At 42.3% G+C, this 16733-nt stretch carries 12 protein-coding genes; 1 reads left to right on the top strand and 11 read right to left on the bottom strand.

Annotated features, from left to right (window positions below; translation table 11 throughout):
• The first annotated feature begins 37 nt into the window (after positions 1-37).
• Positions 38-1876, top strand: a complete 1839-nt coding sequence (gene typA / locus DXA60_RS03860) for a translational GTPase TypA (RefSeq protein ID WP_117919706.1) — start codon at positions 38-40, stop codon at positions 1874-1876.
• Between the two features lie 48 nt (positions 1877-1924).
• Here typA and DXA60_RS03855 read toward each other — a convergent pair whose 3' ends face one another.
• The 11 genes from DXA60_RS03855 to DXA60_RS03805 all read right to left on the bottom strand — a co-directional run bounded on the left by DXA60_RS03855 (position 1925) and on the right by DXA60_RS03805 (position 16683).
• Positions 1925-3601, bottom strand: coding sequence for an ABC transporter substrate binding protein (locus tag DXA60_RS03855; protein ID WP_117919677.1), 1677 nt, complete (start codon positions 3599-3601; stop codon positions 1925-1927).
• Between the two features lie 161 nt (positions 3602-3762).
• Entirely contained in the window at positions 3763-4845 is a 1083-nt protein-coding gene (locus DXA60_RS03850) for a M23 family metallopeptidase (protein ID WP_186899118.1), read from the bottom strand.
• A gap of 120 nt (positions 4846-4965) precedes the next feature.
• Complete coding sequence (locus tag DXA60_RS03845) at positions 4966-5382, bottom strand: Fur family transcriptional regulator (RefSeq protein WP_117919673.1); 417 nt, start codon at positions 5380-5382, stop codon at positions 4966-4968.
• 85 nt (positions 5383-5467) lie between these two features.
• Positions 5468-6322, bottom strand: a complete 855-nt coding sequence (locus tag DXA60_RS03840) for a putative manganese transporter (protein ID WP_241070710.1) — start codon at positions 6320-6322, stop codon at positions 5468-5470.
• Positions 6323-6454: 132 nt separating this feature from the next.
• Positions 6455-7786 carry an MATE family efflux transporter gene (locus DXA60_RS03835; RefSeq protein WP_117919704.1) on the bottom strand — a complete coding sequence of 444 codons (1332 nt, stop codon included), beginning with the start codon at positions 7784-7786 and terminating at the stop codon, positions 6455-6457.
• A 22-nt stretch (positions 7787-7808) separates the two neighbouring features.
• A complete protein-coding gene (gene dnaJ, locus DXA60_RS03830) occupies positions 7809-8987 on the bottom strand; it encodes a molecular chaperone DnaJ (RefSeq protein WP_117919669.1) in 1179 nt (392 codons plus the stop codon).
• Between the two features lie 82 nt (positions 8988-9069).
• Positions 9070-10953 (bottom strand): molecular chaperone DnaK, encoded by a 1884-nt coding sequence (dnaK, locus tag DXA60_RS03825; RefSeq protein ID WP_117919667.1) that lies wholly within the window; start codon positions 10951-10953, stop codon positions 9070-9072.
• Positions 10954-10988: 35 nt separating this feature from the next.
• Positions 10989-11624 carry a nucleotide exchange factor GrpE gene (gene grpE / locus DXA60_RS03820; protein ID WP_117919665.1) on the bottom strand — a complete coding sequence of 212 codons (636 nt, stop codon included), beginning with the start codon at positions 11622-11624 and terminating at the stop codon, positions 10989-10991.
• A gap of 15 nt (positions 11625-11639) precedes the next feature.
• Positions 11640-12740 carry a heat-inducible transcriptional repressor HrcA gene (hrcA, locus tag DXA60_RS03815; RefSeq protein WP_117919663.1) on the bottom strand — a complete coding sequence of 367 codons (1101 nt, stop codon included), beginning with the start codon at positions 12738-12740 and terminating at the stop codon, positions 11640-11642.
• Between the two features lie 138 nt (positions 12741-12878).
• Positions 12879-13925, bottom strand: a complete 1047-nt coding sequence (locus DXA60_RS03810; RefSeq protein WP_241070712.1) for an acyltransferase family protein — start codon at positions 13923-13925, stop codon at positions 12879-12881.
• Position 13926: 1 nt separating this feature from the next.
• A complete protein-coding gene (locus tag DXA60_RS03805; RefSeq protein WP_117919661.1) occupies positions 13927-16683 on the bottom strand; it encodes a YfhO family protein in 2757 nt (918 codons plus the stop codon).
• Positions 16684-16733: the final 50 nt, after the last annotated feature.

Below are 16733 nucleotides of genomic sequence, written 5' to 3'. Positions count from 1 at the left end.
GTTAATTCATTTCACACAGGAAAGAGAGATTTTGTATATGAAAATGAAACGTGAAGATGTCCGTAATATTGCCATTATCGCACACGTTGACCATGGTAAGACAACACTGGTCGATGAGCTGTTAAAGCAGAGCGGCGTATTCCGCGCGAATCAGGAAGTTCAGGAACGTGTCATGGACTCTAATGATATCGAGAGAGAACGTGGTATCACGATCCTTTCAAAAAACACTGCCATTACCTATAAAGGCGTAAAGATCAATGTCATTGATACTCCTGGTCATGCAGACTTCGGTGGTGAGGTTGAGCGTGTCCTTAAAATGGTAAACGGTGTTATTCTTGTCGTTGACGCATTCGAGGGTGTTATGCCTCAGACGAAATTCGTACTGATGAAAGCGTTAGAGCTTTCTCTTCCGGTTATCGTATGTTTAAATAAAGTAGACCGTCCGGAAGCCCGCCCGAACGAAGTTGTCGATGAAGTGCTTGAATTATTCATGGACTTAGATGCTTCCGACGAACAATTAGACTGTCCATTCCTTTTTGCATCCGCAAGAGACGGTTACGCAGTACGCGAGATCGGTGATCTTGTAAATAACAAAAAAGATATGACACCTCTGTTTGAGACGATCATTGATTATATTCCTGCTCCGGAGGGTGACCCGGATGCAAACACACAGGTACTCATCAGTACGATCGATTACAATGAGTACGTTGGACGTATCGGTATCGGTAAAGTCGACAACGGCTGCTTAAAGGTAAATCAGGAAGCTGTTGTAGTAAACCATCATGAACCGGACAAACAGAAAAAAGTCCGCATCAGCAAATTATATGAATTTGACGGTTTAAATAAAGTAGATGTTGCAGAGGCAAAAATCGGATCGATCGTTGCGATTTCCGGTATCGCTGATATCCATATCGGAGATACGATCTGTGCTCCGGAAAATCCGGTTGCGATCCCGTTCCAGAAAATTTCCGAGCCGACACTTTCCATGAACTTTATGGTAAATGACAGTCCGCTCGCCGGACAGGAAGGAAAATTCATCACTTCCCGTCATTTAAGAGACCGTCTGTTCAAAGAGTTAAATACCGATGTTTCTCTGCGGGTAGAGGAAACAGAGAGCCCGGACTGCTACAAAGTATCCGGCCGTGGTGAGCTTCACTTATCCGTATTAGTTGAGAACATGCGCCGTGAAGGATATGAATTTGCAGTCAGCAAGGCTGAGGTTTTATATCACACAGACGAAAATGGTAAAAAGACAGAGCCTATGGAGATCGCTTATGTCGATGTTCCGGATGAATTTACCGGTACAGTTATCGATAAGTTAAGCCAGCGTAAAGGTGAGCTTGTCAACATGAAACCGATCACCGGTGGTTATACCCGTCTTGAGTTTAACATTCCATCCCGCGGTCTCATCGGTTACCGTGGAGATTTCATGACTGATACAAAGGGAAATGGTATCATCAATACTATTTTCAATGGCTATGCTCCATACCGTGGAGAGATCGCTTACCGTAAACTTGGTTCCCTGATCGCATTTGAGTCCGGTGAATCTGTAACCTATGGTCTTTTCTCCGCCCAGGACCGTGGTACCTTATTTATCGGACCGGGTGAAAAAGTTTATGCCGGTATGGTAATCGGTTCCTGTGCAAGAGCCGAGGATATCGAACTTAACGTTTGTAAAAAGAAACATCTTACAAACACACGTTCTTCTTCCGCTGACGAGGCTCTGACATTGGTTCCTCCAAAAGTTTTAAGTTTAGAGCAGGCACTTGATTTTATTGATGTCGATGAGCTTCTCGAAGTAACACCGGAGAGTCTTCGTATCCGTAAACGTATCTTAGACCCGACACTTCGTAAACGTGCTAATATGAAAAAATAGTCATTCTACTATCATGAATAACAAAAAAGATGATCCGCACTGTCACCGTTACGGATCATCTTTTTTCATTCCGGCATCATAAAATGCCCTGCTGTTCTTTCCGTTTTTCTTTACCTCATACATAGCATGATCTGCCGCCGCGATCACTTCTGTACTGTTCTTTCCATCTTTCGGATAAATTGCAATCCCGATACTGGATGCCAGATACTGCTCACCACCGGCAATCTGATATGGTATTTTAAATGTATCTAAAATCTTCATCGCATAGGTATCTATGACTTCTGTCTGACCGCTTGCCACAATCGCGACAAATTCATCCCCCGCCAGCCTGTAAACCTCAAATACATCATCTACAAGTGTACCAGCACGCACTGCCATTTCCTTAAGTACCGCATCTCCTTCATTGTGTCCGTAGACATCATTGATCCGCTTAAAATTGTCCATATCAAACATGATCAGACCAAATGGTTTTCCTTCCCTGATCCGGTACTGCAGCTCCTCCATGAACACACGACGGTTTAAAAGCGATGTCAGTGCATCATAACGCGCCATAAAATTCAGCTTTTTATTGAGTGAACTGATTGTTTCATTTACCTTTCTTTTATGCATATTATCCCGCACAAGCCAGATAATGGATAAAAGCAGTATCACACCAATCACAGATGTAACACGGATTACTTTTCCATATTGTTCCATAAATGTCTCTTTATGATTGATAATTTTTGCATTATCCGGCAGCATACTGCGTGATATATCAAAGCGCTTCATAACATTTTCATCAAAACAATATATCATCGGTGAGTCCTGCACCACAGCCATACTTTCACAGACTCCGCCATCCAGAATTTTTGATGCCATCTGCCCGGCAATCTCCCCCATCTTTTCATGTGAGACGATCTTTCCGCCAAGCAATCCCTGTCCCATACCGATTGCAATTCCGGAAAACACCGGAATACGGGCACGGCTGCTTAACATCTGCACAGATTCTGCTGATGCATATACATTTCCATCCTTATCATTACTGCACAAAATATATAACAGAATCGAGCTTTGATCCAAAGACTCTACACGCCCGATCAGATCTTTTTGTGAAAGTTCTGATGCATTAATATCATGAAATTCCAGATCAGGAAAAGAATCCTGACAAGAATAAAATTCTTTTCTTGCACTGAGTCCTGTTACTGTATTATCAACAATTGCCACGATACGCGTAGCCTGGGGACATATTTTTTTTGCAAGTTTTATGGTATCTTCATAGGTCTGGTTTTCTATCACACCTGTAACATCCGGTTCCTGATTCAGCTCCAATGCTTTTTCTGAATTATTGACACCCTCAAAAACAATCGGCGTATCTCCAAATAATTTTTTCCGGTACGCAAGTGCAAAATTAAACGCGGCATCATCTCCCACTATAACCACATCATAAGCCGGAACCTGACTCAGATAATAACTCAGGCTTTTGTAAAACAGATGTACATTTTCCGCTGTATCAACGTTTTTTGTATCCATAAACTTATAGTCAATCGTCACTTCATCCCCAAGTGCCCGCCTGATTCCCTCAACCTGTTGCGGAATCGTCTCCCATGCATAGGAATAAGAACTGATAAACAACACACGTCCCCGCTCTTTTTCTTTTGCATGAACCGGAGAACTTATGCCTGAACACAGCAGCACAAAAAGAATCGCTGCTATCATGCAGCTTTTTTTTATTTTATTTTTTTTCATTTGTATCCCCCATTTTGTGCAGCATCTCTTTATTTTTATAATTTTATGTTCCGCCCGGCAATACTCCGCAATCCCGTAATGCCTGCTTTCTTTAAGCTTACTCTAAATTTTCCACCCAATTATGAAAAAAGTCAATACAATATGTCATTTTCATCAAAAAATTACCTATTTTTATTATTTTTTCTTTCACTTTGCACATTTTCACCCTGTGTAATTTCTTTCATATCAAAAGTCCGTTTCCATTCCTTTGTGCCTTCCACTTTATGTACCTCGGAACGGTTTTTATACAAAAAACGCGTCAGATTATAACAGTCCACCCATATCTCATGACCATTCTCTCTCCACTCCTCATCAAAGATCAGTTCTAATCCATAATGAAGATGCACGGTATCGATATTGTTAACATTTTCCTTTGTACTGTAGCCGGTGTGCCCCATATAACCGATCACATCCCCCGCTGTCACAAAATCTCCTTCTTTCAGCTTTGCCTGATAGGGATAATCCTGCCGCAGATGTGCATAGTAATAGTAACGTTTTTTATCCAGGCTGCGGATTCCCACCCTCCAGCCTCCGTACTGGTTCCAGCCGAGTGCCTCCACATATCCCGACTCAATACAGATCACCGGCGTTCCGATCTGTCCCATCATGTCATGCCCTAAATGCTGCCTTTTATATCCATAGCTTCTTGATACACCAAAATCATCATAATCGCTGTATGGAAATCCTTTTGCGATCGGTGAAAATGCCTTCAGTCCATATTTTTTCACATAAGGGCCGCCTTCGCTCTCCTGTATCTCATAATCACCGACCAGACCTCCCAGTACCGCAGAATATGCCTCTTTATAATAGGAAAAATACTTAAGCTGCTCTGCCGCCTCATCAAATGTCAGTTCTTTTTTCTTCACCTTTTCTGCTGCCTGATTCAGCTCCGACACTGCGGATGTACCAAACTCCCCGCCATTTTTAGCTGCCACATAGGAAAGCAGATCGATCCAGTCAATATGTATCTCTTTTCCATATGTTCCCACATCATATTCATATGCCTTGCACAATGCCTCGTAGGATACATTAAAATCTACCCAGCGGATCGTCCCATCCGATGTTGCAGCGACCGCATTTTCTCCTGCTCCGGCTGTATTTTTACATAAAATAAAAGCAGCCACAAGAAGGATGGCTCCCTCTAAAATAATGGCTGCTCTTACTCTCTGACACCAGGTTTTCTTTCCGATCGACGTCATATGCATGATGATCATCCTCCCCCGCCATTCTTTTTCATTATATGAATACAGCAGGAGGAATATCATATTTTTCGTTATAACATATCTTTATTTTTACGACAGATTCCAAAAATCATTCCTGATATTTCATTCTTCTTTTTCCTGGCACGCACTGCACATTCCATACAAAATTGAATTCTTACACTGCAGCCGGAATCCGTGATCTTTTAAAATATGTTCCGAGATTTCGTCCATAAATTCACACTCCAGATGAATGATCTTTCCGCATTTTACACACTGTAAATGGAGATGTTCCTCACAATGATGCCCCAATTCTACGTACTGGTATACTGCCTGATTCCCTTTTTCAGCAACATATTTGATCACCGTGCCGTCCTTTGCCAGTTTATCTAAATAGCGGTAAATGGTGGTGATGTTTACCTCGCAGTCCTGCGTCCTCAGATAATGGTCGATATCTGCTACCGCCACTGTCCGGTCACTGTTTTTCTTTAAAAATTCCAATATTTTTTTACGGCTGATCGTCGCATAACCACTTCCCGGCATTCTTCCTCGTACCTTCCTGTTTTCTCAATTTTATAATGTTACGGTGCAAACGCATAACATACTTTGATTGCTCACTGACTTATCATTAAAACACAATCCCGCATGCTCTTATGACAATGCCCCAGAATACACCAAGTGCATACAACGCTGCGACGATTCCAAGGTTCTGCTTCCAGTCACGGTTTAAACGGAATAATACCAGAAGTCCGACACCGGCATTGACTAACAGTCCAGACATCATAGCACCCGCTCCGATAATGCCGCTTAAATAAAGTTCTGTAATCACAACCGAAGATGCACAGTTCGGGATCAGTCCGACTAACGCTGCGACAGCCTCACCCGCGAGCGGCATCACTGTAAAAAATCCTGCCAGTGTATCTTCCCCGATAATTCCTATCACAACATTCAAAAGGAAAGAAATGATCAAAATATACAAAAAAATCTTTAATGTGTGCTTCAGTGCGGAAAGTAAAATTCCATCCTCACAGCTGCAGTGTTCTTCCTCACAGACCACATGGATGTCCATTTCTTTTTCATGCTTTTTCATCACACCTACATATAAAAATTCCACCACAAGACCGGAAATCATAGCAATCACTACTTTGGCAGCAAGGATCTTAACGATCACTGCCGGCGCTACTGCCTCTGAAATCATGATCGGGAGCATCTCATCGGAGGTCGACAGAAAAATCGCAAGCAGTGTTCCGACTGTGATCACACGCCCTGCATAAAGGCTTGATGCTGCGGCAGAAAAACCACACTGCGGTATCACTCCAAGCAACGCGCCCCATACTGGTCCGCTTTTTCCGGCATTTCTGATCCGGTTTTTTGCCTTTCCTCCGGTTTTATGCTCTAATGTCTCCATCAGAAGGTATGTTACAAACAAAAAAGGCAGTAATTTTACACTGTCTAATAAAGTATCTAAAATAATATCTAACATATGGCACTCCATTCCTGCAATTATTTTGCAATCGTTTTGCATTTGCAACTTGTTTGCATTTTTATTATACGCAGAAATATCTGAATGTCAAGAAAATTTTCGTATTAACATTTGAATATTGTTATTTAGAAATTAATTGTGCTGTGAACCAAAATAATGCCGGTAAAAAAGAATTGCAAGCACCGCCGTCAGAAAATCTGAAACTGCCTGCGCTGCCAATACTCCGGTATAGCCTGCCAGATGGGATGCAGTCAATATCACAACAGCAAAGATAAGTCCCTGTCTGCTGACCGACAGCCAGAACGCTCCCCATGCCTTTCCGGCAGACTGGAATGTACAGGTCGTCACAAGAACGATCGCTACAAATAACATTCCCATCTGCTGGTATTTAAGCATTTCCACGCCGGAATTTACAATCTGTGCATCATCCATAAATACCCGTATCAGCGGTTTTGCTGCAAGTGACAGGGCTGCGGCAAGGATCACGGCAAGACTGCACTCAAATTTATAACAGAATGCCAGAATTTCTTTTAACCGTTTCTTATTATCTGCTCCATAATTGTACCCAATGAGCGGCTGCGCACCAAATGCAAATCCAACTAATACCAGCACAGCGATCATATTTACTTTCATAACGATTCCCATTGCAGCCACTTTTTCATTGCCGTAAGGCAGTAAAAAACGGTTTGTCAGTGCCATTCCAAAACTCTGCATCAGATTTGTGATCGATGCAGGGATTCCGATGGCAAAAATCGGCTTCAGTTCATCAGCCGAAATATGAAATCCCACAGGGTTTACAGACAATTTCTGGCTTCGTTTCAGTAAAAACCACAGAAAATAAAGATCTGCACATATATATCCGATGACCGTTGCGATTGCAGCTCCTGCTGCCCCAAATCCAAGCAGAGAAATAAATACCGGGTCTAACACCATATTCACAACTGCACCCAATATCGTTCCTACCATAGACGCCTTCGCAAAGCCTTCCGTACGGAGCAGGTTTGATGGTGTAAAGGATAAAATAATAAACGGTGCTCCGATCACAATACCCGTATAATATGCAGACGCATAACACAATGTATCTTCATCTGCTCCCAGCATATGGAGAATTGGCATGCGAAAAGCCAGCATTATGATAATCACCAGAATACCACATAAAATTGCAGCATAAAAACAGAATACGCTCATCCTTCTTCCGTCGTCATCCTGTTTTTTCCCAAACATTCTTGAAATAACAGAGCTTCCTCCAAGTCCAAAGATATCTCCCAGTGCGATCATCAGCGTAAAAACCGGTGCTCCAAGTGATACACCCGCCACAAGATCAGTATTTCCTGTCCCTGCAATAAAATAAGTATCCACCATATTATAGATCAGCGATACCACCATGCTGAGCACTACCGGAAGTGCCATTGTAAAATAAGCCTTAGATACCGGTGCTTTTTCAAAAATTTCGTTTTCTTTCATTTTTCTGTTATCTGCCCTATTTTTAGATATCATCTAAGGATTCTTTGATCTTATCCATGAATCCCTTTTTCTTTTTCGGCTTTTCTGCTGTTCCTGCGCTCTCTGCCGACTTGTTTAAAGTATTACCTGTCGCCTCATCAAATTTACGCAGTGCCTCTTTTGCTTCTGCATTTAAAGATGTCGGAACCTGTACCACCAAAGTTACGTAATGATCACCACGCACAGCTTTATTGCGAAGAGAAGGCACACCTTTTCCTTTCAGACGTATTCTCGTATCTGTCTGAGTACCTGCTTTCACTTCGTATAAAACATCACCATCCACCGTATTAATGCGAACTTCTCCGCCTAATGCCGCCTGTGCAAAGGAAATCGGTACCGTAGAATAGATATTCATATCCTGGCGCTGGAAGATCGGATGACGAGATACTACTACCTCTACTAACAGATCTCCACGCGGTCCGCCATTGATGCCAGGTTCACCTTTTTCACGGATTCTGACACTCTGTCCATTGTCAATTCCGGCAGGAATCGATACCTGAATTTTCTTTTTACTTGAAATGTATCCGGTTCCACGGCAATCAGGACATTTATCCTTGATCACCTTTCCGGAGCCGCCACAGTCCGGACAGGTCTGTACATTCTGTACTGTCCCAAAGAAAGACTGCTGGGTAAAAACCACTTTACCTTTACCACCGCATTTTGTACAGGTCTCCGGTGTTGTTCCAGGTTTTGCACCTGTACCATGGCATTTCTGGCACTCATCCTTTAAGACCATCTCGATCTCTTTCTCACAGCCAAATACAGCTTCCTCAAATGTAATGCGGACGCTGGTACGCAGATTCTGACCTTTCATCGGTCCATCATTGCCACGTCTTCTTGATCCACCGCCGAAGAAATCTCCGAAAATATCCCCAAAGATATCTCCCATATCCATACCGGAAAAATCAAATCCGCCTGCTCCACCGGCACTGCCATCAAATGCCGCATGACCAAACTGATCATACTGTTTTCTCTTCTCTGCATCACTTAGCACTGCATATGCTTCCTGTGCCTCTTTAAACTTTGCCTCCGCTTCCTTATCTCCGGGATTCATATCCGGATGATACTTTTTGGCAAGTACACGGAACGCTTTCTTGATCTCAGCATCTGTTGCCGTTTTACTCACGCCTAAGACTTCATAATAATCTCTCTTATCTGCCATAACGTTTTCCTCTCTCAAACTGCATACAGGGTTTCCGGGAAAACCCCCGGAAACCCCGTTGTATTTTTATTATTTCTGATGATTAAACCTCTTTGAAGTCTGCGTCTACGACATCATCATCTGCAGAAGATCCGCCAGCCTGTGCGTTACCGCCCATACCGCTCATGTCAGGACCTGCACCTGCTGCTCCCTGTGCTGCCTGTGTCTGCTCATACATCTTTGCAAATACCTTCTGAGCACTCTCTGTCAGTTTTTCCTGAAGGGATTTCAGCTCTGTTACATCAGCTTCTGTCATTTCTTCCGGATTCTGATGTGCATCTAAGAATGATTTTACTGCATTCATATCAGCTTCTACTGCAGATTTATCAGCCGGATCAAGGTTTGCCCCAACCTGATCTAATGCCTGCTGTGTCTGGAATACGAAGGAATCAGCATCGTTTCTTGCATCGATTGCTTCTTTTCTCTTCTTATCCTGTGCTTCGAACTCTGCAGCTTCTTTTACTGCCTTATCGATCTCATCATCAGACATGTTAGAACCTGCTGTGATTGTAATATGCTGTTCTTTTCCAGTTCCTAAATCTTTTGCAGATACATTTACGATACCGTTTGCATCGATATCGAATGTAACCTCAATCTGCGGAACACCACGACGTGCTGGCGGGATACCATCGAGACGGAACTGTCCAAGGGATTTGTTATCTCTTGCAAACTGTCTCTCACCCTGTACAACGTTGATATCTACTGCTGTCTGGTTATCTGCTGCTGTTGAGAAGATCTGGCTCTTCTTTGTAGGAATTGTTGTATTTCTCTCGATCAGTCTTGTTGCGATACCACCCATTGTCTCGATGGAAAGTGAAAGTGGTGTTACATCAAGAAGTAAGATCTCACCTGCACCTGCATCTCCTGCAAGTTTACCACCCTGGATAGATGCACCGATGGCAACACACTCATCCGGGTTCAATGTCTTACTTGGCTCTTTGCCTGTTAACTGTTTTACTTTATCCTGTACTGCCGGGATACGTGTAGAACCACCAACTAATAATACCTGACCAAGATCAGCATTAGTAAGTCCTGCATCTCTCATAGCATTCTGAACCGGGATAGCTGTCTTTTCAACGAGATCATGTGTCAACTCATCGAATTTTGCTCTTGTTAAGTTCATATCAAAGTGTTTCGGTCCCTCAGCAGTTGCTGTGATGAACGGAAGGTTGATATTTGTGGTTGTTGCAGAAGAAAGCTCTTTCTTTGCTTTCTCAGCAGCTTCTTTTAATCTCTGAAGAGCCATCTTATCAGTAGAAAGATCAACACCTTCTGCTTTCTTGAACTCATCGATCATCCACTGTGTGATTCTGTTATCAAAATCATCACCACCAAGATGTGTATCACCGTTTGTAGATAATACTTCGATAACACCATCGCCAATCTCAATGATAGAAACATCAAATGTACCACCACCAAGGTCGTATACCATGATCTTCTGCTCTTTCTCATTGTCAAGACCATAAGCTAAAGCTGCTGCTGTCGGCTCGTTGATGATACGTTTTACATCAAGGCCTGCGATCTTACCTGCATCTTTGGTTGCCTGACGCTGGGCATCGTTGAAGTAAGCCGGAACTGTGATAACAGCCTCTGTTACTTTTTCTCCTAAGTATCCTTCTGCATCAGCTTTTAATTTCTGTAAGATCATTGCAGAAATCTGCTGTGGAGAATACTGTTTATCATCAATTGCTACTTTATAATCAGTACCCATATGTCTCTTGATAGAAGATATGGTCTTTTCTGCGTTTGTAACAGCCTGACGTTTTGCAGGCTCACCTACTAATCTCTCGCCTGTTTTTGTGAATGCAACGATAGATGGTGTTGTTCTTGCACCTTCCTGATTTGCGATAACGGTAGGTTTTCCACCTTCCATAACAGCTACACAACTGTTTGTTGTACCTAAGTCAATACCAATGATTTTACTCATAATGATTTCCTCCTCATCTAATATCTATGAAATACTTAGTTTGCTACTTTTACCATACTGTGTCTTACTACAGTATCTCTGTACATATATCCCTTCTGGAGTTCTTCTGCTACTACATTTTCTCCTAAGGTTTCATCCTCCACATGCATTACTGCGTTGTGGAAATTCGGATCAAATTCTGCACCGACTGCTTCGATCGGTGTTACACCTGCTTCCTCTAATACGGTAAGCATCTGGCGGTAGATCTTATCCATTCCGACAACAAAAGCATCTTCTTTGCTTTCTTCCGGAACAGCTGCAAGACCACGCTCGAAGTTATCAATTACCGGCAGGATCTTTTCTACGATCGTTTTGGCTCCCATATCGTACATCTGTGATTTTTCCTTTTCTGTACGCTTACGGAAATTATCGAACTCTGCCATCTGTCTTTTGACTTTGTCAGTAAGCTCTTCGATCTGCTCATCCTTTTTATCTTTTTTCTTTTTGAAAAAAGATTTCTTTTTATCTGAATCTTCAGAATCCGTATCAGCATTTTCTGCTTCTTCCGTATCTGCTGTCTCAGTTGTCTCTTCCGTGGATGTCACATTTTCATCCGTCTGGGTTTCAGAAGCATTTTCCTCTGTGGAATTCTCCATTGCTTCGTCTAATACCTCTTCATTCATCTCTGACATCTATGAACCACCTTTCTATGTCTGTTCCTTATCCTTGTTTAAAATTCCATCTAAGGAATTTTTCAAGGTTTTCAGGTTATCCATTACTTTCTCATAATCCATTCGCTTCGGTCCGACAATTCCTATCGTTCCACGAACGCCTTCGCCCAATTCATAAGTTGCTGTCACAACACTGCAGTCCTTCATGGTCTGTATCGGGCTTTCATTTCCTATATAAACCTGAATCCCTGTATTATCATCATCTAACAGGTTTTCAGTTACAAGGCTCGCTAACTGCTGTTTCTCCTCAAATGTGGAGATCAGCTCACTCGCTTTCTCCGAATCACTTAACTCCGGATATTTAAAGAAGTTGGTTGTTCCGCTTGTATAAATGCGGATGTCCTCATCCTGTCCCATCGTCTCTGCCACAGTATCAAGCACATCACTGATGATGTCACTGTGAATGCCTGCCTGCTCTTTCAGCTTTGCAATGGTTCCAAGATTGATCTCCTGCAATGCAAGACCATTTAAATTCGCATTTAACAGGAAATTCAGTTTTAACATCGTCTCATTATCGATTGGTTCACTGACCGGAATAATTTTATTCTTGACCAGATTTCCTTCGGTAACGATCGTTGCTAAGATCTGTTCTTCATTCATATTGGATAACTGGATGAACTTTACTTTATTCTTATGGAACGTCGGTGCTGTTACCATCGTTGCATAATTGGTATTGTTCGCCAATATCTTTGCCACTTGCTGCAACACCTGATCCATCTTCTCCGTGTGTTCGATGACGAAACTCTTCATCTCATCGACCTCACGTTTTTTCTCTTCCATCAGATGATCCACATAAAAGCGGTATCCTTTGTCAGAAGGAATCCTGCCGGCTGAAGTATGCGGCTGTAAAATGTATCCAAGTTCTTCCAGATCTGCCATCTCATTACGGATCGTTGCAGAGCTTAAATTCAAATCGGTATACTTGGATATCGTTCGTGATCCAACCGGTTCGCCTGTCTCTAAATAGTTGCGGATGATTGCATCAAGAATTTTCGTTTTTCGTTCGTCTAACTCGAATTCCTCGTCCATTCTCTTCTCCATCTCCATACTCTGTAACTCTCTGTAAGAATCTGGCATCTGCCTTAGTTCCCAGTTACTTTTTATATCTGTTAGCACTCGTTATTGTGGAGTGCTAACATCTATGTACTTAAAATAGCACCATCATATTCTTTTGTCAACACTAATTTTTATAATTTCTGCGGTTTTATATTTTTTTTATAATTTTACGGTTTTATTCCTTTTTCTTCCTATATATATGAGGATTAATCCGATCAGAACACTGCCACTAACAACCACCAGATAACGCACCAGATGATTTCCTGCATCCAGTCCCAGACTCTCCATAATCTTTTTATACCAGAAATATACCAGCATGTGTAAAAGAAAAATCTCAGTCGAGAGTTCACGCATAATCTTTGCCATTGCTCCCCGCTTATCGCTTACCGGACAAAAAGCGGCTGCCAGAAAAAGATTTGCCGTGACAAGAGGTGTCATTAGATACATATCATGGGATGATTCGCCAATTTTCTGAGTGACGATCCACTCTTCTAACATCATGAGTGCCAGAAAAACTATCGTATGCCATCCATAATCATTTTTTCTGATCCGGTCTGCCTTTACCCGGAACAAATATCCCATCGTCACAAACGGGAATCCAAAAAACAGGCCATTTCTTGCGGTGGCAAATACAGAAAGATACCATCTGATCTCATTTGCAGCCAGAGAAAGATCATCAAAAGCATGATGATAAGTGTTATGGCAGACTCCAGCCAGATATAATAGTACGGCAGCCACTACAATTCTTTTTACACTCCACTGAAAGTGCGTTGCAAGAAGATACAATAACAGTACCGCCACAACCGTTGCAAGAAGATACCATAGCTGTATATAAGAACCGATCAGAAAAAATCTTCTCGCCAGTTCTGACAAATTTCCGGCAGCACTTCTTTTTTTCTCCCAGAACCGGTCAATGATCGGAATCAGATATAACAGACTCCACCATACATACATCTTTATAATATGGAAAAGATATTTTTTTACCCTGCCTTTGTCCGCTATTTTTTCTCCCATAAAATATCCGGTACATACAAAAAAGAACGGCACTGCCATCCGGCAGATTACCTGCTGAAATTCGTGTGAAAATACCGGAGCAGCCTCTTCAAATGGTGGAATGTGAATGGCAACAACTAGAAATGCTGCTGCAAATTTCAGAAAATCAAGTGCCCTGTATTCATTTTTTTCCGATAGATATATCGTAGACATCTTAGATCCTTTCTTTCGTCCTGCCCTGTTCTTTTTTTCTCTTATCACCCGTTCTATATCTGAAAACAGCAATCCCGATCACCGACAGGATTCCAAGACCGCTCAAAACAGCACCCGTTTTTAAATACGGTGTACAGTAATAAAATTCGATCTGATGTATTCCCTCCGGCACATCAATTGCCATATACATCGTATCTGCCTTTAAAACATCTGCTTCCTTGCCATCAATATACGCCCGCCATCCACTGCTGTATGGGACCGTCAGACAAAACAATTCTTCCTGATCTGTCTCAAGAGTACCGGATATCCGGTTGGTATCCATGACGACCCCTTTTAAAACATTCTGTTTCAGTTTTTTTGCCAGACTATCAACCTGCTGCATCGGCTGACATACGATCTGCATCTCATCAAACCGGTAAGTCCCCTTTTCATGAAATGTCAGTGTAATTTCATCTGCTTTTTCATCACGATAGCCGGTATTGATCAGATAATCATCCACACCACTGTAAAAATTATTCTTTCTGGTAAGGAATGTAATCATCTTTGTAATCTTTCCACAGGTCACATCAATGTGCAGACGGCTCTTCGACTGTGTTAAGGTTTTTCCTTCCTCCGAAAACCCAAGTCCCTTTAATATAAAGTATGTTTCGCTCTCCGGCATCCCCTCAAAGGAAAGTGTGACCGACGCTTTCTTTTCTGTCGCTGTAAATCCCTGGTCTGTCAGTTCCACGTTATGCATATCCGTAATCTCATAAGAAATCTCTTTATCTGTAAATTCCATTCCGGTTTCCTTCTGAGCTAATGCAGCCGGAACCTTATCATCCTCCACAATGATTCCCTGTAAAAGTGCCTGCTGTTTTTTTGTTACATCCAGCTTTTCATAGATACTCCGTGGAATTACTGTACTGCCTGCGAATCCGACCGGCAGTACGGAATCATTCTCATAGGCATCGCATTTCACTTCATACTGTCCCCCCGCGCCAAGTGTTCCACGGTTGATACAGACGTTGTAACCATATGGACGCAGACCTTTGTTTCCGGATGGCACTACATAATAACGTACCCCGGACAGCACTTCTAACATTGTACGGGCATCAAAACCGGAATAACAGAAATCTCTTGTCTGGTTGATATACATTTCCCGCTGGAACTGGTTAATATCCGGGTTTGCGAGACTGAAATAATAAGATGTACCGTTAATACCAAGCTGCATTGCTGTATTTTTCCACTCCTCGGACTGCAGGGACTCGTAGCGGTATGTTGTATCTTTCGCATGATTTTTTACAAGACTGCCCGCCGCATCTTTTGTCAGCATGGAAAGTGCCTCCCCCTGTGTGGCAAATTCCTCCACATAACCGCCCGCCTGTGGCGCATATTCTGCCCATCCCTGATAGATCAGTTCCAGCATCACCACCACTAACAATGCCGCCTTAAAAACAAATTTTTCTTTCGTCTTTTTCCCGGTTCCGACAATGAGGACTAACAGCACGGAAAATAATAATAATGCCACTAATACATACTGTTTCTGATGCTTTCCAAGCACCTCCAAGCACAGGCAGATATAGGTGATCCCCGCCCAGAAAAGTGCTATTTTTTTCTTAAAATGCATCTCCATCATCTGTGGATACATTTTTACCGCAATAAAAGACACGAGCATAGAATATGCCCACATGTAACGGTTTACCACATAACTTCCACCATTCAACATTTTTCCCGCAAATGGGAACAACAGTAACAGCGTCATAAGTACAAATCCGGCACGCAGTCCCCTGTTTTTTCTTCGCCCAAGAAGAAGCAGCAGCACTGCCAAAAGGACGATTCCCGTATATCCCAGTTCACTCCAGTAGGTCGAACCTCCGATCAGGAATCCATAAAATAATTTCCGATAATAAGATAACGGATAAAGCAATGAAAACGTATGCTGTGCTCCTGCCCTTCCTGTAGATAATGTCATGGCAACAACCGGAAGCAGAATAATAGAAACAGATGACAGCGTTACAAACGAGTATGCCGCAAAACGCCATACCCAGTACCATACCGTCTTAAAAACCGGTTTTCCAAACAGCATCAGGTAACGAAGCAGTGCATAAATGACAACAAAGACACAGATCATGTATGTAAAATAAAAGCTGCTGACTGTTGCCACCGCAAGCATACCCATATATAACCATGGTTTCTGTTTTTTATAAATTTTATCCACACCAATCAGGATCAACGGCAGATAAATCATCGGATTTAAAAAATACGGATGCCGCACCGCAATGATAACCCAGAAGCAGAAATCATATACCATTGCCCCAAGCAGCGTAGAATAAGGTTTCTGTCCGTGATACCTGCAATATGCAGAAAATGCCAGTCCGGCAAAATAAATCCTTACCAGAACCATCGCATTGTAAAAAAGTTCCATATACTTTTCATCCGGCACAAACACCGATAAAAGATTGAGTGGATCACCGATCACATAATAATGAAGCGTCGTCAGCACATCTGAGCCAAGTCCGATATGCATGTCCCACAGCGGAACCGAAAGCCTGTGTTCTGTAATAAGCGTATCTATGATCGATAACAGCCAGGAACGGTAATAAAGCAGCGCATTGAAATGCTGCTGCAAACCGTCTGGAACCCATATAAAACTCTTTTTATTTATGATAAATACGGAGAATACCGCCCCCGCAATGATTGTAAAACATATGGTATATGCCAGAGCAAACCAGACTTTTTTACTGACGTTACCATTTTTATTCCGTAGGAATCCCATTTTTTAATTTCTCCCATAGAAAAAGACCAAAGCACATTGTCTCTGGTCTT

Origin of the sequence: Roseburia sp. OF03-24 (assembly GCF_003463035.1) — a bacterium.
Taxonomy (GTDB): Bacteria; Bacillota; Clostridia; order Lachnospirales; family Lachnospiraceae; genus Roseburia; species Roseburia rectibacter.
This window is presented reverse-complemented; position numbering and strand designations above follow the sequence as displayed.